The sequence below is a fragment of the Paenibacillus paludis genome (assembly GCF_042610515.1).
Lineage (GTDB): Bacteria > Bacillota > Bacilli > Paenibacillales > Paenibacillaceae > Paenibacillus_AQ.
Window position 1 is genome coordinate 92,157 of the sequence record NZ_JBGJZP010000024.1, and the last position, 16,517, is coordinate 108,673.

16 protein-coding genes and 1 tRNA gene are annotated in these 16,517 nt (G+C 51.9%); 10 read left to right on the forward strand and 7 right to left on the reverse strand.

Features of this window, described 5'->3' with window-relative positions; translation table 11 throughout:
• Positions 1-167: 167 nt before the first annotated feature.
• From ACAN56_RS30385 to ACAN56_RS30395, 3 genes are all read left to right on the forward strand, one after another.
• Positions 168-1,157, forward strand: a complete 990-nt coding sequence (locus ACAN56_RS30385; protein WP_231578387.1) for an aldolase catalytic domain-containing protein — start codon at positions 168-170, stop codon at positions 1,155-1,157.
• Positions 1,158-1,337: 180 nt separating this feature from the next.
• Positions 1,338-3,464, forward strand: coding sequence for a putative bifunctional diguanylate cyclase/phosphodiesterase (locus ACAN56_RS30390; protein ID WP_379147544.1), 2,127 nt, complete (start codon positions 1,338-1,340; stop codon positions 3,462-3,464).
• 73 nt (positions 3,465-3,537) lie between these two features.
• A tRNA-Gly gene (locus tag ACAN56_RS30395) sits at positions 3,538-3,611 on the forward strand.
• Between the two features lie 173 nt (positions 3,612-3,784).
• Here ACAN56_RS30395 and ACAN56_RS30400 read toward each other — a convergent pair.
• Together ACAN56_RS30400 and ACAN56_RS30405 are read right to left on the reverse strand one after the other, a co-directional pair.
• A complete protein-coding gene (locus tag ACAN56_RS30400; RefSeq protein ID WP_379147546.1) occupies positions 3,785-5,140 on the reverse strand; it encodes a dipeptidase in 1,356 nt (451 codons plus the stop codon).
• A 157-nt stretch (positions 5,141-5,297) separates the two neighbouring features.
• Positions 5,298-5,978: an SDR family NAD(P)-dependent oxidoreductase gene (locus ACAN56_RS30405; RefSeq protein ID WP_379147548.1), complete on the reverse strand. Its 681-nt coding sequence runs from the start codon at positions 5,976-5,978 to the stop codon at positions 5,298-5,300.
• Positions 5,979-6,092: 114 nt separating this feature from the next.
• Here ACAN56_RS30405 and ACAN56_RS30410 point away from each other — a divergent pair, with 114 nt between their 5' ends.
• From ACAN56_RS30410 to ACAN56_RS30425, 4 genes are all read left to right on the forward strand, one after another.
• A complete protein-coding gene (locus ACAN56_RS30410) occupies positions 6,093-6,548 on the forward strand; it encodes a winged helix-turn-helix transcriptional regulator (protein WP_231578388.1) in 456 nt (151 codons plus the stop codon).
• Between the two features lie 43 nt (positions 6,549-6,591).
• Positions 6,592-7,545 carry an RNA methyltransferase gene (locus ACAN56_RS30415; protein ID WP_379147564.1) on the forward strand — a complete coding sequence of 318 codons (954 nt, stop codon included), beginning with the start codon at positions 6,592-6,594 and terminating at the stop codon, positions 7,543-7,545.
• A gap of 34 nt (positions 7,546-7,579) precedes the next feature.
• Positions 7,580-8,197 carry an NUDIX hydrolase gene (locus tag ACAN56_RS30420; protein WP_342438826.1) on the forward strand — a complete coding sequence of 206 codons (618 nt, stop codon included), beginning with the start codon at positions 7,580-7,582 and terminating at the stop codon, positions 8,195-8,197.
• Positions 8,198-8,400: 203 nt separating this feature from the next.
• On the forward strand, positions 8,401-8,553 hold the full coding sequence (locus ACAN56_RS30425) for a hypothetical protein (protein WP_179091807.1): 153 nt from the start codon (positions 8,401-8,403) through the stop codon (positions 8,551-8,553).
• Between the two features lie 204 nt (positions 8,554-8,757).
• Here the strand turns inward: ACAN56_RS30425 and ACAN56_RS30430 are convergent, their stop codons facing one another.
• From ACAN56_RS30430 to ACAN56_RS30440, 3 genes are all read right to left on the reverse strand, one after another.
• Complete coding sequence (locus ACAN56_RS30430; protein ID WP_489685711.1) at positions 8,758-9,189, reverse strand: ASCH domain-containing protein; 432 nt, start codon at positions 9,187-9,189, stop codon at positions 8,758-8,760.
• 77 nt (positions 9,190-9,266) lie between these two features.
• Complete coding sequence (abc-f, locus tag ACAN56_RS30435) at positions 9,267-11,279, reverse strand: ribosomal protection-like ABC-F family protein (RefSeq protein WP_379147553.1); 2,013 nt, start codon at positions 11,277-11,279, stop codon at positions 9,267-9,269.
• A gap of 123 nt (positions 11,280-11,402) precedes the next feature.
• Entirely contained in the window at positions 11,403-11,570 is a 168-nt protein-coding gene (locus tag ACAN56_RS30440) for a hypothetical protein (RefSeq protein ID WP_179091806.1), read from the reverse strand.
• Between the two features lie 168 nt (positions 11,571-11,738).
• Between ACAN56_RS30440 and ACAN56_RS30445 the strand changes: the two genes are divergently transcribed.
• Complete coding sequence (locus ACAN56_RS30445; RefSeq protein WP_038587313.1) at positions 11,739-12,116, forward strand: PH domain-containing protein; 378 nt, start codon at positions 11,739-11,741, stop codon at positions 12,114-12,116.
• 22 nt (positions 12,117-12,138) lie between these two features.
• Here ACAN56_RS30445 and chrA read toward each other — a convergent pair whose 3' ends face one another.
• The gene (gene chrA, locus ACAN56_RS30450) at positions 12,139-12,678 is read right to left on the reverse strand and encodes a chromate efflux transporter ChrA (RefSeq protein WP_038587315.1); all 540 of its coding nucleotides are present in this window, start codon (positions 12,676-12,678) and stop codon (positions 12,139-12,141) included.
• Entirely contained in the window at positions 12,678-13,256 is a 579-nt protein-coding gene (chrB, locus tag ACAN56_RS30455; protein WP_038587317.1) for a chromate efflux transporter ChrB, read from the reverse strand. Before chrB ends, chrA begins: the two co-directional genes overlap by 1 nt.
• Before the next feature lie 224 nt (positions 13,257-13,480).
• Between chrB and ggt the strand changes: the two genes are divergently transcribed.
• Both ggt and ACAN56_RS30465 read left to right on the forward strand, forming a co-directional pair.
• A complete protein-coding gene (gene ggt / locus ACAN56_RS30460; RefSeq protein ID WP_379147566.1) occupies positions 13,481-15,058 on the forward strand; it encodes a gamma-glutamyltransferase in 1,578 nt (525 codons plus the stop codon).
• A gap of 64 nt (positions 15,059-15,122) precedes the next feature.
• Complete coding sequence (locus ACAN56_RS30465) at positions 15,123-16,337, forward strand: amidase (protein ID WP_379147557.1); 1,215 nt, start codon at positions 15,123-15,125, stop codon at positions 16,335-16,337.
• Positions 16,338-16,517 lie beyond the last annotated feature (180 nt).

Sequence of the window (16,517 nt, forward strand, 5' to 3'; positions counted from 1 at the left end):
TCTTGTACTGTAGCATTTCGCATAGAGATTTACTGTGATATATGTCATTGTCACGTTGTTGTGAAAAAGGATATGAAAGAAACCTGGAATTTTCTTTACAACTTCTTCTTCACTAAAGTATGATTGTACGATAATGATTGCATAGTAAGTCTATGGTGGCGGCAATAATGAAGGATATGTGGAAGGGAGAACAAATAGTGAAGAGTAATCAGAGTAAAATTGTAGATTGCACCATTCGTGACGGAGGACTGGTGAACAACTGGGATTTTAGTGTTGAATTTGTGCAGAATCTGTACGCCGGATTGAACGAGGCCGGTGTTGAGTATATGGAAATCGGATATAAAAATTCGCCGAAGCTGCTTAAGGGAGCGGAGGGAGCAGGCCCGTGGCGTTTTCTGAACGATGATTTCCTGCGCAAGGTCATCCCGCAAAAGGGGAACACCAAACTTTCCGCGCTTGTAGATATCGGCCGCGTGGATGTTAATGATATTCTGCCGCGCAGTGAGAGCATGCTGGATCTCATCCGTGTAGCCTGCTATAGCAAGGATGTGGACAAGGCCTTGCAGCTGGTGCAGACCTTCCATGATCTTGGGTATGAGACAACGATCAATATTATGGCTTTGTCGAATGTGATGGAGAATGAGCTGCTGGAGGCATTTGAACAAATCCGCGAGAGCGTGGTTGACGTTGTATATATTGTAGATTCTTACGGTAGCCTGGATCATAATGATATTCATTATCTGGTGGAAAAGTTCAGAACGCATTTGCCGAATAAACGTTTGGGCGTACATACCCACAACAATCTGCAATTGGCCTTCTCCAATACTCTTATTGCATCCGAGAAGGGTGTAGAACTGCTTGATGCTTCCTGTTACGGCATGGGCCGCGCCGCAGGCAACTGCCCGACCGAGCTGCTGGTTACCCATCTGAAAAATACAAAATATACGCTGCGGCCTGTTCTGGATATCGTTGAGCGGTTGATGATTCCTCTGCGCGAGAAGGAAGAATGGGGATATATTATTCCTTACATGATCACCGGAACACTGGATGAACATCCGCGCTCTGCAATGGCGCTGCGTTCTTCGGAAGACAAAGATAAGGCTGTAGAATTTTATGACAAGCTTACAACTCCTGAGGTGAACTTCGGAGATAAATAATTGACTACATGCAGAAGCACTGACCTCTACGCCAGGGGAAGGTGCTTTTTTGCTGTTTTTTCTTTTTATAATGCAGAAAGCTGAATGTAACTTTATGGGGTAGCCAAGCCGATATTTATACATAGGACTTAATATATCCGTATATTTTAAAATAGATATCATTTCAGACGCGAGGGACTTATGAGACAAGAAGAGAGAAAGACCATTCAAGCGGCTATAGTAGGAGCTGTGCTGTTCCTTCTAATTCAGATTTTTCGTACACCGCTCAGTAATATTGAGAATCAGAATTGGCTTTCGGCCCTCTATCTTATGATTGGCTGTTGCAATATTGCTTTTGGTTTCGCAATTTTTGCTCAGGGCTGGCTGTTTTTCTCCGATAAATTATCCAAGGCAAGACTTTACACCTCTGCTTTATTTTTTGGAGTATGTATTTTTGATTTCTTACACACGTTAAGCTTTGCAGGTATTCCCGGGATTTCTTCGTATATTACTTCAGAACAATCGCTTTGGCTGCTCACCTTCTCCCGTTTGGCAAGTGCACTTGGAATCCTAGTTATTTTTAGCAGAGAGGACCAGCCGGTATCTGTTAGAGGCAAGAAGAAGGTCTTCAGTGTTGCTATTTTGCTGATTGTACTTTCTTTGGGGGGAGTAATTTTCAGCCACTCTATTGCTGCGGAACAGTGGGGGTATTCATGGATTAACACACTAAAGCATGTTGTGGATATGGCCGTGCTTTTTGTTTATCTGCTTGGAGTAGCTATTATCGTGTACCCGGGCAAGATTGAAAAATCGGCGTCATTGCTCATTATTATCCGTGCGCTGATCTTCTTCGCCATGGGCCAGGTCTTTTTTATGAATCTGTTCAGTATCGGCGAGATGGATTATCTCTTTGGAATGCTTAGCAGCGGAGTAGCCTATTACCTTTTGCTTACCGGCGTCTACCGGCTGACAATTGAAGAGCCTTTTCATGAGAACCAACAGGCGGAAGCGCGGATCAATTATTTGGCGTATCATGATGAATTAACAGGACTGCCGAATAGAAGGTGTCTGATGCAGCGCACCGAAGAAATCGTTCAACGCGGTGAAAAAGACAAGACTCAGGGGTTCTCAGCGTTTTTGATTATGAATATCAACCACTTTAAGAACATCAATGATTCTCTTGGTCATTACGCAGGGGACCTGCTGCTGCAGATGGTGGCAGAGCGCATAGGAAATGAAGTGAAGTCAAACGAAGAAATGTACAGCATGGGTGGCGATGAGTTCGCTTTTCTGATGACAGACCGCACCGGTGTGGAAAACTGTCTGGTCCGGGCAACAGAGCTTTTGCGGTTATTCGAAACACCGGTAAAGCTGGAGTCGGGAGAATATCACATTTCACTAAGTCTCGGAATGAGCATTTACCCTGGAGACGGGGATACAGCAGAAGAACTGATTCAGAACGCAGATACCGCTGTTCATAATGCTAAAGAACAGGGCGTAGAAATCCGCCGCTACATCCCGGCCATGCAGATGAAGGCCAAGGAACGCTTCAAGCTGGAGAATGATCTGCGCAGAGCGCTTGAACGTAATGAGTTCTATCTCGTCTATCAGCCGCAGGTGCAGCTGGATACCGAAGAAATTGTCGGGATGGAAGCACTGCTGCGCTGGGATCATCCCAAGCGCGGACTTGTTTCGCCAATCGATTTCATTCCGATTGCTGAAGAGAGCGGGCTGATTGTTCCAATCGGTGAATGGGTCCTTAGAACGGCCTGCCTCCAGAACAAACAGTGGCAGACAGCAGGGTACCGGCCGATATGTGTCTCGATCAACTTGTCCATGCGTCAGTTTCTTCAACCGAACCTGGACGGCAAAATTGCTGCCATTTTGCAGGAGATCGGGCTTGATCCTTGTTATGTTGATCTGGAAATTACCGAAAGCATGACTCTCGACAAAGAAACTGCCTTTGATCAGCTTAACCGTCTGAAACGGCTGGGGCTGTTCATCAGCATAGATGATTTTGGTACAGGCTATAGCTCGCTGCACTACCTGAAGAATATGCCGATCGACCGGCTTAAGATCGACCGGTCCTTTGTTTCAGAAGTTATGGAAGACAGCAACAACGCAGCGATTGTATCGACGATCACATCCATGGCGCATCACCTGAAGCTGAAGGTAACCGCTGAGGGTGTCGAGAACAAGGAGCAGCTGCAATTTTTACGCCAACAGCATTGTCATGAGGCGCAAGGCTTCCTTTTCAGCAAGCCTGTCAAGGCGGCTGAATTTGAACAGGCTTTCCTCACACCCTTAGTGGCATCGCCGTCTTCGTAGCAATTCCGTGAGCCGATAGGGTTGCATTTTATTCATAGGAATGATACAATACTTTTTGTCTTCACTTTGCATTGCGGGTGTAGTTCAATGGTAGAACTTCAGCCTTCCAAGCTGATAGCGTGGGTTCGATTCCCATCACCCGCTCCATACACTTAACTCCGAAATCCTTGTCATGCAAGGGTTTTTTATTTTGCACAGCGGGTTGGGATTGTTCTACTTAATGGCTATTAAAGAATCAGAAAAAAAGGCCGGATTTCCCTCAATAACGGGAAATCCGGCCTTTTTAGATAAGCAACTCTCAGCGGAGAATGGCTTCTTGTTTAAACTGTCTTCAGGAACTCGACAATCGTAAGCAGTCCCTTATCGAAATTTTCCAGATTGAAATGTTCATCCGGAGCGTGCAGGTTTTCGTCATCCAGTCCAAAGCCCATCAGAACAACCGGTGCTTTGAGGATACGTGAGAAACTCTCCATGATTGGAATGGATCCGCCGTCTTTGGTGAAGAGTGCACGAGTGCCGTATACCTTTCCAAAAGCGTCTGCCGCAGTCTGCAGAATCGGATTCGACGGGTCGATGTTGAAGGCACGCGCTTTTTCCATTTGTTTCACATGCAGTTTCGCTCCGGCTTGGATATTCGCTTTCAGATGAGCTTCAACAACATCCAGAATATGCTGCGGATCCTGGTCGCCGACAAGGCGGCAGGTGATCTTGGCATGGGCTTCCTTAGGGATGACCGTCTTGCTGCCTTCACCCTGGAAACCGCCGTAAATCCCATTAAGTTCAAGGGTTGGACGGGCGCCGACACGCTCTACAAAACTGTAGCCTTCTTCGCCGTACAGCTGTTCAAGGCCGAGGGCTTCTCTGATCTTCTCTTCATTCACACCCTGTTTGGCGAACTCCTCACGCAGCAGAGGAGAAAGCTCAGGGACGCCATCGTAAAAACCATCGACGGCAACACGGCCGTTGCCATCATGCAGCGAGCTCAGCAGGGAAACGAGTGCATGCAGCGCATTTGGCACACCGCCGCCGTAGGAGCCGGAATGCAGGTCTGTCAATGCGGTGTTTACGCTGACTTCAAGTGAGCACAATCCACGCAGCCCGGTGCAGATGGCAGGGCGTCCGCGTTCCAGCAGGGCTGTATCCGAGACAAGCACGGCATCCGCAGCCAGTTTGTCTTTGCTTGCTTCCAGGAATGGCGGCAAATTCACGCTGCCGATTTCTTCCTCGCCTTCAATGCACAGCTTGATATTGACCGGCAAGGTGCCTTCCTGCTTAAGAATGGCTTCGATCGCTTTGATGTGCATGAAGACCTGGCCCTTATCGTCTGTTGCTCCGCGTGCGTACAGCTTGCCGTCACGGATTTCCGGTTCAAACGGCGGGGTTGTCCACAAATGAAGCGGATCCACCGGCTGGACATCATAGTGGCCGTATACCAGAATGGTCGGCTTGCCCGGCGCGTGAAGATAATCGGCATAGATTACTGGATGGCCCGCAGTGGGATGGATTTCGATATTCTCCAGCCCGGCGCGCTTCAGTGTGTCCATCAGCCAATGTGCGGCTGAATTGACGTCTTCCTTGTGAACGGACAGGGCGGAAATGCTGGGAATGGCCAGCCATTCCTTCAATTCGGCAAGCTGAGCTTCACGCTCAGTCTGAAAATAAGTTTCATAAGACATAGTGATATGTACCTCCTTGGAGTTCGCTGCGCAAAACAGGCAGTACAAGCCCTGAGCCTAGAGCTCAGGGCAATGCACCGCCGTCATGGTTTGGCAGTGTAATGCTTCCATTATACTGGAGAACTCACTATGGATCAAAATGGATTGGTGAAATGGCTTACCAGATAATTGTGGCCGGAGTGACGCCTTGCGGGAAGGTATCCTCGGCTTGTGACTTGCTGGTGTATAAATCATACCATGCATCAGCGATAAGACCCGGGTCTGTAGCTGTACCTGGCTTAATGAATACACCCAGCGCTAAGTGAGCGACATAAATCCCTTGAGGAGCAAGGTCGGTGTGCAGGTTGTTGGCATAGTTGCGCAGTCCGCTTAGCGCAATACCGATATTGCCCATCATCGGTATGGGATAGAGGGAAGAGAGGCCGGTTGTGAACAGGATAGCCCCGTCTTTTTTGGCCAGCATTTCCGGCAAGACCTGCTCCACACTGCGGATAGCGCCTACTACCAGTGCCTGGAACGCATCAAGTGCATTTTCTTCCGTAACCTGTGACGCCGGAGTCGGCGGATAATTGCCGCTGGTTGGACTGAATTCCAGCACGTCGATGAAGCCATACTTTTCTTTGATCCCCTGGAAAGCGGCAGTCAATTGTTCTTTATTGTAAAGATTAGCAGGGAAGGCGGTCGCTTCGATGCCCAGCCCCTTTAATTCGTCCACCAGATGATTTAACTTGTCCGCATTGCGGGAAATTAAAGCGACTTGAAAACCGTTTGTACCAAATTTCTTGGCAATGGAGAGTCCGAGTCCCGGACCTGCCCCTACGATAGCGATTGTTTTCACTTGATATCAGTTCCCTTCCGGTTGTTGATTACTAACAGTAACCATGATAAACTTAGTTGGCTTGTGCAGCAAGAAGGCACTATTATATGCTCAAGTTACATGGAGGTAACCATAATGGATCGATTATTGACTCAGCAAGACGGTCAGCTGCCGATGCTTGAGGACTGCACCATAGCCCGGCAGATTCTGGACCGGGTTGGAGATAAGTGGAGTGTGCTGATTATCGTGAATTTAGGTGTGGAATCTTTGCGGTTCAAGGAGCTGCAGCGGCGCTCGGGCGGAATTTCGCAGCGTATGCTCACCCAAACGCTCCGCCATCTGGAGCGGGACGGAATAGTCTGGCGCAAAGCGACGCCTACCGTGCCTCTGACCGTTGAATATGGTCTTACAGCATTGGGCGAGTCCTTGCTGGAACCGCTGACCGCCCTTGTTGAATGGGTTAACGGAAATCGTGAAGAAATCGCCGGGGCGAGGATCAGCTATGACAACGGGCCTACCGGTGCCGATACAGCAGAATTTCTAAATGAAACAGAAGCCCCGCCAGCAGCGGGAGCGATAGGAGCGGAATAACGTGTCATTGAATTCATATACAGATCTGAAAGAAGAAGCAAACATGCCTAATAAGGGCGGTAATCCCGCGTATATCTATACTTACGCATGCTCGGAGGACGAGATTTCTTTATGCGGAATGGAGCTGCGCTGCCTGTTTGGCCAGGAGATTCCGCCTGCCATTTTTGCAAGTGAGATTGAAGCGGATGTCAGCCGCAGCCCTTTTATTAAGGAACGGATTGACGTGATGTACGGGGGGGACAGCCTGCAGGAAATTTATAAGCAGACCGAGCAGGTGGAGTTGAACGGCAAAACCTTCAAGGTGATTTTTGTGAAAACCAATGATTTGTCCCCTGCGGATAAAATAGAGTATGATGAACGCAGAATTATTGAGCGGGAAATCGGCCTGCGGATTGAGGGAGAAGCGGATGTGAACCATCCGGAGCTAGTATACGGTATAGTAACGCTGGGCGGCCGCTGGTACTTCGGGGCTTATCACAAGAACAAGGCAACCTGGTTCCGGCAGATGAAAAAACCGCGCAGCTATTCCATTGCGCTCAGCACAAGAGTGGCCCGTGCGGCTGTCAATATGGCGGTCCCAACTCCGGCAGGCGTCAAAGTCATTGATCCTTGCTGCGGCATCGGGACAGTAATGGTAGAGGCACTATCGATGGGCATCAATATCGTTGGCCGTGATATCAATCCCTTTATTGCGGCGGGAGCGCGGACGAATATTGCCCATTTCGGCTTCGAGGCTGAAGTGGCGCTGGGAGATATTGCAGACATTAAGGAACATTATGACACAGCCATCGTGGACATGCCTTACAATCTATATTCCAGCATTACCCCTGAGGAACAGTATGCCATACTCGTGAACGCCCGCCGGATTGCAGACAGGGTTGTCATCGTGGCTATCGAAGCGATGGATGAGATGATAGAGACAGCAGGATTTGAAATTATCGACCGCTGTGTTGCTAAAAAGGGGATGTTCTCCCGTCATTTAATGCTATGCCAATAATCCTTTTCGATATGTTAATGGAGGCGATAAAACTATGGAACAGAAATGGTTAACTTGGGCGAAGGAGATTCAGGGAATTGCCCAGACAGGTCTTACCTACGCCAAAGACGTGTACGACATCGAACGTTATGAAGCACTGCGTGAGCTGAGCGTGGACATTCTGGCGAATTATACGTTTGAGAGCAAGGAGCGGATCCGGCTCTCTTTTGCAGGTGAAGGCGGGTACAGCACACCGAAGGTAGATGTGCGCGGCGTTATTTTCCGTGAGGGGAAAATTCTGCTGGTCCGCGAGAAGCTGGACGGCAATTGGGCGCTTCCCGGCGGCTGGGCCGATATTGGACTGTCTCCGAGTGAGGTAGTTGTTAAGGAAATCTCCGAGGAATCGGGTTTTCAGGCGGAAGCAGTCCGTCTGCTGGCCGTGCTGGATAAAAAATTTCATAATCATCCCCCGGAGCCTTATCATGTCTACAAAATGTTTATCCTGTGCAAGATTGTCGGCGGGGAGGCAGCGGAAGGCGTGGAGACCAGCGAGGTGGATTTTTTCGCTGAAGATGAGCTGCCTGAGCTGTCCGTGGAGCGGAATACGGCAGAGCAGCTGCGAACAATGTTTCAATTCTTGAATGATCCGCAAAAGCCGGTAATTTTGGACTAGTTAATTGCATATAATGTACGAAATAGATAAAATATAAGTTTTAATTGAGACAAAAATTGGTTAATATTAATTATGTAAGCCTTTGCATAGAAGGACCGCTGAGCCTTTGTATCTAAAAAAATATTTGGAAACACAACTTTTTGGGTCAGGCGGTCTACATTTTTTCCTCTACTGTGTCGATAAGAAATTTAGGAGGGGATCGCATGGAACAAGAAGAGTTAAGACTTCCGCTAACGCAGGAGAATGCAACACGTCCTGCAGAAGGTAATATTGCTACCGGACTGGTCTGGGGCATTCTGATTAGCATTCCTTTATGGATCTCGGTGGTTGGCTGGATCATGGGGATCTGGCACTAAACCTTAATCCTAAGGATTCAACTTACACTAATTGTAACTATACAATGAAGGCTGTCTCTTCGTCATGAGGAAGCGGCCTTTTTTAATGGATCAGAACTTATTTCAACTTCGGGACGATACAAGGGTGTATACATAAGCAATGAACAAAAAATGGCTGTGCCTCCTTAACATAAGGAAGGCCAGCCATTTTTGAAAATATAAGAATTACTGGGGCTGTCTGATATCGACAATCTGAAAATTCTCGCAGACCACCTTCATCTGAAGATCGAAGGGTTTGTCATAGGCTTTGCGTTCCCTCGTAAAATACAGCTCATGATTGTAGCGCCATGATTCCAGGCTGCGGTCATCCTCGCCTTCGGAATAGGCAAACTCCGCAGTTACCTTGTCAAAAGGAATGACTTCTACCTTTATAGTTTCGATGATTGCCCGTGGTTCGCCGCTGGCATCCAGAAGGATGGAATGGCCGTGGGCAAAGGGTTGGGTGAGTCCGCGGATTTCGTTCAAATCAAAATCGGAGGCGGTTCCTGTCTTAATTCCTTTCAGCACCAGCTCAAGCAATTCGTTGGCAAGCCGGGGATTGTCGCCGAAGGACCACGCGCTGTCATACAGTTCTGCAGCTTCGGGATGGGCTTTAATTTAAGTACTCCAATAGGCCTCCACGGCCGGAGTGTCTGTCATGGTTATCACCTTTGCTTTCTCTATGTTTAAGGATGTTATTGGTGTGTCTCTGCTTCGCTCAACCAGGACGCATAGAGGTCATCCAGCTTCTCCTGTGCGGCATCTCTAGTATGCTGAAGCTCAGCCAGTTTTCCCGCATCGCTGGCGATAACGGGATTCAGCATCTCAGCATCAATAAGGCCTAATTGCGCCTCCGCTGCGGCTATTTCCTGCTCCCAGGAGATACTGGATCGCTGCTTGCGGGAATCGGTGGAACGTTCAGGTTTGGACCCGCTTTTTGCCGGGAGGCCAGATCGTGAACCCGCAGCCTCAGCTATTTCAGCAGGGACTTTGGATTTAAGCAATGTATCCGGCTTCGGCACTTGTTTGCCGCCTTGGTCGCTCATTTCGGTTTGCAGCCTTGCAGCGGCAGCCTTTTCAGCCTGCTTTTCCTTATAATATTCGTAATTTCCGGAGAAGGAGGTGAAGCGGCCTTGATCAATCGCCCAGAGCTTGCCGAAGCAGCGGTTGATGAAATAACGGTCATGGGAAACAGCCAGCACAGTGCCGGGAAATTCCTCCAGCGCTTCTTCCAGTGCTTCTCGGGAATCAATATCCAGATGGTTGGTCGGCTCATCCAGAATGAGCAGATTTGGACGGCGGTGCATCAGTATCGCGAAACGCAGCCGCGTCCATTCGCCTCCGGAGAGATTGGTGATGTCCTTGAACACATCGCTGCCGTAGAACAGGAACCGGGCAAGCTGCCCGCGGGCTTCGCCTTCCTCAAGTCCGGCCTCCTCCCGGAAATAGCGCAGCACCGATTGTCCGCCGCCCTCCGGCACTGCCTCCTGGGCAAGATAACCAACGACAGCCCTTGATCCAAGGGTGCAGCTTCCGCTATCCGGGGACTCCTGGCCGAGTATCATCCGCAGCAGCGTACTCTTGCCCGCGCCATTGCCGCCGATCAGTGCGGTAGTCTCGCCATATCGCAGGATATCACTGGCCTCTGAGAACAGCCTGCGGTTACCGTAACCTTTGGTGATCCTGTCGAGGATGACGACCTGGTTGCCGGTCCGGTCATCCTGCTGCAGCTGCAAATCCATCGATTTGCGCTCCAAAATTGGACGTTTGACCTTGACCATCCGGTCCAGCGCCTTCTGCATGGAGGCCGCCCGGCGGTGGAACGAAGGGTTCGGCGGATTGGAACGGTTGCCCCATTCAATCAGCCGTTTGATGCTCTCCTGCATCTGCTTGATTTTCTTCTGCTGTTCCTGGTAATCGGCGAACTGCTGAAGCAGACGGGCTTCTTTCTCCACTTGGTATCCGCTGTAATTCGTGTGATATGTGATGGCTTCGCCATCTTCAATCTCGATGACCTTCTTCACTACGGCATCCAGGAAATAGCGGTCATGAGAGATTGCAAGGACTGTGCCGTCATAAGTCTGGAGGAACTGCTCCAGCCATTCTATGGCCTCCATATCCAGATGGTTGGTCGGCTCATCCAGCAGCAGGATATCGGGACGGCGCAGCAGCAACTCGGCAAGGCCGACCTTTGTCTTCTCCCCGCCGGAGAGGGAAGCGAACCGGCGGTCGTATTGCCCGGTTCCGATTCCAAGGCCTGCCGCTACACGCTGGATTGAGGCTTCAATCTCATAACCTCCGGCTGCTTCGAACTTCTCCTGCAGACTGCCGTATTCCTTGAGCAGCCTGTTCCAGTCCTGTTCGTCCGTTCCGGCGTTCAGCCCGGACATTTCCTGCTCCAGTTCCCGCAGGCGCTGCTGCCACTCCAGGGGTTTCGCGAAGCTGCGCTGGAGCACGGCATATACCGTCTCGTCGCCGTCCGCTTCCTGGATCTGTGAGAGCAGTCCGATGATGCTGTTTCTGCGGATGGAGATTTGCCCTTGATCGGGGCGTTCTTCACTGCTCAGCAGGCGGAAGAGGGTGGTTTTGCCGCAGCCGTTGCGGCCGATCAGGCCGATTTTCTCGCCTTGGCGGATATCGAAGGTGATATCGCTCAGCACAAGCTGGGCACCGTGGTATTTTTGTACGTTTTGACATGAAATGATCATAGGTATTCTCCTTTTAAGAATGCCCTGTCTCCGCTGTCTTTCAAAGGGGATGCCTCCAGGAGGACATCATGAAACAAAAACAGACCGCAGGGAAATTTCCCTGCGGTCTGTTTGTTCTCCGGTTTATGAGATCCGTTGAAGTGTAGGCAGGAAAGGCATTTCACAATTGTGTAGTGTTATTAAATTCTTGTAAATGGACAGACTTCTCCCGTTGTCGGCATTTACATGAACGATGCCAGCCATAGCGATAGGCAGCCGGCTAATAACACTGTTGGTCCAATTGCGATCCATTCCTCTACACCTCCTTCGATACAAATTTAACAGTAGTTTACCTAATATTCGCAATAATAGCAATAGAAAAAAAGCGGAATGAACCACAGCATATAATTGGAATTGCACAATAGGATGTTATATGGCTGAGGCAGCTCACCAAATCAGCAACAGGAAAGAGGAACAGTGATGGCACTTTTTAATGGACTGCTGGGCAATGCAACGCAGGTTGATCTGGCGGCAGTGCAGCGTGAATACGCGCGGATTTTGACCCCCCATGAAAAAATTGAGCGGGCCTACAAGCTGATCAGGGATATGTTCATTTTTACGGACAAGCGGCTGATTCTCGTTGACAAGCAGGGGATCACCGGCAAAAAAACGCAATATCACTCCATTCCCTACCAAAACATCTCCCATTATTCGGTGGAGACGGCGGGGCACTTTGATCTGGATGCAGAGCTGTGTCTTTATGTATCCGGCAGCTCACTGCCGCTGAAGAAGACGTTCAATAAATCCGTCAATATCTATGAGGTTCAGTCGGTGCTTTCGCAGTACATTTTGAAATAGGAGGTCCTTGCGGCAGCCGCCGCTAGACCGTATACCGGAGTACCAGCCCTCCATAAGCAAAAGCGGCAAGAATCACGAGTGCGGGATGCAGCTTCAGCCGCTTCATAGCCCAAAAGGCAATTGCGGCAATGATCAGCGTCTGCCAGATGCCGATAACGTCCGCTGGACCTTTGGCCATTTTGAAAGTCAGGACGGCCATCATCATGGCAATCACCGGCTGTACAAGCAAGGTCATTCCTTTAACGACGGGCGACTGCTTGTATTTCTGCATCACGCCGAGCAGGATGATCAGTGCGGCAGCGGAGGGCAGAACCGTAGCAGCGAGAGCAGCGCTCAGTCCCAACCAGCCATAGACGTCATAGCCGACGTAAGCGGCGATTTTGGTCGCAATCGGTCCGGGCAGAGCGTTGCCGAGCGCCAGCATATTGGAGAATTCTTCATCGTTCAGCCATCCGTAATGCGGCACGATCTCTTCGTACATGAGCGGAATGGAGGAAGGGCCGCCGCCGTAGCCCAGCAGATTGGCCATAAAAAAGCCGTAAATCAGTTTGAGCCATTCCATTAGGCGGTTCCTCCTTTATTTTTCTTTGCCAGTATCCGGTAATGAACCGTTCCATAGCCAAGAAAAAGTACGATCACGATGGCAGGATGCAGGTGAAGCCCCTCAAGCAGTACCAGTGCCAGCAGCAGGAAAGCAGCCCCGATCCATTTCCCCAATCCTTTGAACGCTTTTTGCGCGAACTCGTAAGCCATCATTCCCAGCATCACTGCAATCACGGGAGAGACAGCAGCAATCATGCCTGCCACTACCTTGGAGCCGCTTAAATAATTCACCGCGGATAACAGGGCAATCATCGCAATACAGCTAGGCAGAATATGCGCCAGTACGGAAAGCAGCGCACCTTTTACCCCTTTGAGCTTGTAGCCGAGATATGCCGCCATCTTGGTGGCGATGGGCCCGGGCAAGGCATTTGCGATGGCCAGCGTCTCCCCGAATTCATCATCACTCAGCCAGGAATAGCGGGTTACGGCATCATGCCGGATCAGTGGAATTACGGAGGGGCCCCCGCCATAGCCGAGAATTCCCGTCCTGAACATCGCGGCTGCTATCTGTACATATTCGTTACTGATGGATTTCACGGGATTCCTCCTCCGGGATAAACGGATTTTAGCTTTTTTGTGCCCATTCTATATCAATTTGTATGACTGCAACTACAGGATAGGGTGTATTTCGATTAATCTTTGTGCACCGTTCACAAAATAATGCCGGGGAATTTGAGTTTGTGCGTAACCGATTGACAGGGGTTTTTGATCTGCTGTTAAATGGCACTAACTTGATTGACATGGGAATGGAGCTGGGAGTCATGACAATAGGGCCGGTAATCGGTACAAAAACAATGGTGGTCAGTCCCCATTATCTGGCCTCTGCCGCCGGAGCGCGTATTTTGCAGCGCGGCGGCAATGCCTTTGACGCTGCGGTAGCGGTCAGCGCCACGCTTGCGGTGGTCTATCCGCATATGACGGGCCTTGGCGGCGATGCTTTTTGGTTGACCTACAGCGCCGGTGAAGGGCGCGTCCGGGCCTACAACGGCAGCGGACGATCCGGCTACGGCGTCCGCAGGGACTGCTATGCCGGGGAAAGTGCCATTCCCCGGCGGGGTGTGCGCAGCGCCATTACGGTGCCCGGAATGGCGGACAGCTGGGAGGCGGTCCAGCGCCAGTATGGCCGCCTGACCCTGGCGGAGGTGCTGGAGCCGGGAATCGGCTACGCCACCGATGGGTTTCCGCTGTCGCCGGATCAGCACGGCAACAGCATACTGGCGGGAGCCGCGCTGTCCCCCGGCGCGGCGGCGGTGTATCTGCCCGGCGGCAAGGTTCTGAGGGCCGGTGGGAAGTTTGTGCAGAAGCAGCTGGCCCGGACGCTGCGGACGCTGGCGGCGGGAGGGCGTGATGCTTTTTACAAGGGCGTGATCGCAGAGGAGATAAGCAAGGATATGCTGGCTTCCGGGGGATATCTCACCCGTGATGATTTTGCCGACCATAAGGGCAATTGGGTGGAGCCGATCTCCACGGATTACCACGGGCATCAGGTTTATCAGGTGCCGCCGAATTCGCAGGGCTTCACTGCGCTGATGGCGCTGAACATACTGGAGCGGTTTAATCTCGCAGAGATTGAGCATGGGTCCTTCGAGTACTATCATCTGCTGGTTGAAGCGCTGAAGCTGAGCTTCAGGGACCGGGATCAGGTGCTGACTGATCCTGAATTCAGCTCGATTCCGCTGGAGCGGCTATTGGATAAGCAGTATGCCATGGAGCTGGCAGATTCCATTTCGCTCCGCCGGGCGGCTGCGCTTGGCAGTGAGCCGGTTGGCCGGGATACAGCTTATGCCGCTGTAGTTGACGGGGAGGGGAATGCCGTCTCGTTTATCCAAAGCCTGTATTTTGAATTTGGTTCGGGAAGGGTCGCCGGGGATACAGGGATTCTGCTGCAGAATAGAGGCTCCTTCTTCTCGCTGGACCCTTCGCATATCAATACGCTTGAACCGCATAAGCGCACGTTCCACACGCTGATGCCGGCCATGGCCTGCCAAGACGGCAAGCCGGCCATTCTCTACGGCACGCAAGGCGGAGAAGGGCAACCGCAGACGCAGAGTCTGCTGCTGACACGGATGCTGCATTATGGCATGAATCCGCAGGAGGCGGTGAATGCGCCGCGGTTCGTCTGGGGCAGAACCTGGGGGGAACCGACCCAGGAATTGAAGGTGGAGAAGCGGGTAGCTCCGCAAGTGCTCGAAGAGCTGGCCGGGGCCGGTCATCTGGTCCGCCAAGCCGCAGACTATGACGGAATCATGGGGCATGCCCATGCGATTGCCATAGATGGCAACGGCTTCCGCAGCGGCGGCACTGATCCTCGCTGCGACGGAGCAGCCATCGGCTGGTAGAGCAGCCAACAAGTAAGAGTAAACAATGAAGCTCCCCGGACAGTCCGGGAGGAGGAGGGAAGAGATGGTCCTTAATAACCGTTTCGGCGCATATATTGACCCGGAGCTGGAGGTGCCGAACCTTGTGAGTGGCAAGCTGAATGGGCTGAGCTTCGCCGTTAAGGATGTGTTCGCGGTCTCCGGGCACCGCTCTTCCGCAGGCAATCCGCATTGGCTGCGCAGTCATGAGCCTTCATCGGCACATGCCGCAGCCGTATTGAAATTGCTGCAGTCGGGTGCCTCCTTGCGCGGTGCCGCCCATACCGATGAGCTGATGTACAGCCTGGGCGGGGAGAATTATCATTACGGCACGCCGGTCAACCCGCGTGCGGAGGGGCGTATTCCCGGAGGCTCCTCCAGCGGCTCGGCGGTGGCCGTAGCCTCCGGAAGCGTGGACTTTGCCTTGGGAACCGATACAGGCGGGTCCATCCGTGTTCCTTCGGCGTACTGCGGCGTTTACGGCTTCCGCCCGACCCACGGGGTGGTGGAGATAGACGGGGTAATCCCGCTGGCACCGGGTTTTGATACCGTGGGCTGGATCGCAGACAGCGCCGGAATGCTGCTGCAGGTAGGCGAGGTTCTGCTCGGGAGAGTGGAAGGCGGAGCGGGAGAACCGGAGGATTCCTCCGGGAAGAGTAATGTCCTGCAGCAAATGGCCAAGCTGTTCATCGGCATGGATGGCTGGGCCTTGGCTGGGCCGGAGAGTTCGGCCAGCCTGAAGCAAGGCTTGGATCTTCTCCAGGCAGGAGTCGGGCAAACGCTGGAGACTGAAGTTTCGCCGGAAGGATTAACAAACTGGATGGATGTGTTCCGCGAGCTGCAGGGTGCTGAAATTTGGGCAGCCCACGGAGCCTGGATCGAGCGGGAGCAGCCGGTTTTTGGGCCTGACATTGCTGCCCGCTTCGCTTGGGCGGCAAGTGTGGCCGGGCAGGATCACAGTTGGGCGCAGTCCCAACGTGACGATATAACGGCCCGGCTGCGTCATTTGCTTGGGGAGGACGGATGTCTCGTCATCCCTACCGTGCCTGGACCCGCCCCGCTGCGCGGCGGGGACCTGCGGCAGCTGGAACTGAACCGCAGCGGGGCGATGATGCTCAGCTGCATTGCCGGGCTGGCAGGATTGCCGCAGGTAACGCTGCCTGTGGCGGGTCCCGGCGGGCTACCGCTGGGATTGTCCGTGATCGGCGGATATGGACAGGATCTCCGCCTGCTCTCATGGGTCCGGCGGTTATGGCAATAAGCGCATGGGAACATAGAACTTCCGGCTCCGCTGTTGGCGGAGAGCGGGAGTTTTTTTGCAAATATAAGACCCCCATGCTGCTGCGCGGCACCACTGAGGAATGAAAATATGGGCGATACTGGGTAGTGGGCTGGCGAAGGTAGGTCGGAAATTCTTGGTGATACGAACCCGCATATAAGA

Bases quoted from the DNA above. Each gene is read 5' to 3' on its own strand.
- ACAN56_RS30400 (WP_379147546.1), bottom strand. From the start codon at position 5,140: ATGTCTTATGAAACTTATTTTCAGACTGAGCGTGAAGCTCAGCTTGCC.
- ACAN56_RS30385 (WP_231578387.1), top strand. From the start codon at position 168: ATGAAGGATATGTGGAAGGGAGAACAAATAGTGAAGAGTAATCAGAGT.
- ACAN56_RS30440 (WP_179091806.1), bottom strand. From the start codon at position 11,570: ATGGATCGCAATTGGACCAACAGTGTTATTAGCCGGCTGCCTATCGCT.
- ggt (WP_379147566.1), top strand. From the start codon at position 13,481: ATGACAATAGGGCCGGTAATCGGTACAAAAACAATGGTGGTCAGTCCC.
- ACAN56_RS30425 (WP_179091807.1), top strand. From the start codon at position 8,401: ATGGAACAAGAAGAGTTAAGACTTCCGCTAACGCAGGAGAATGCAACA.
- ACAN56_RS30445 (WP_038587313.1), top strand. From the start codon at position 11,739: ATGGCACTTTTTAATGGACTGCTGGGCAATGCAACGCAGGTTGATCTG.
- ACAN56_RS30465 (WP_379147557.1), top strand. From the start codon at position 15,123: ATGGTCCTTAATAACCGTTTCGGCGCATATATTGACCCGGAGCTGGAG.
- ACAN56_RS30390 (WP_379147544.1), top strand. From the start codon at position 1,338: ATGAGACAAGAAGAGAGAAAGACCATTCAAGCGGCTATAGTAGGAGCT.
- chrA (WP_038587315.1), bottom strand. From the start codon at position 12,678: ATGGAATGGCTCAAACTGATTTACGGCTTTTTTATGGCCAATCTGCTG.
- ACAN56_RS30410 (WP_231578388.1), top strand. From the start codon at position 6,093: ATGGATCGATTATTGACTCAGCAAGACGGTCAGCTGCCGATGCTTGAG.
- abc-f (WP_379147553.1), bottom strand. From the start codon at position 11,279: ATGATCATTTCATGTCAAAACGTACAAAAATACCACGGTGCCCAGCTT.
- ACAN56_RS30415 (WP_379147564.1), top strand. From the start codon at position 6,592: ATGCCTAATAAGGGCGGTAATCCCGCGTATATCTATACTTACGCATGC.
- ACAN56_RS30420 (WP_342438826.1), top strand. From the start codon at position 7,580: ATGGAACAGAAATGGTTAACTTGGGCGAAGGAGATTCAGGGAATTGCC.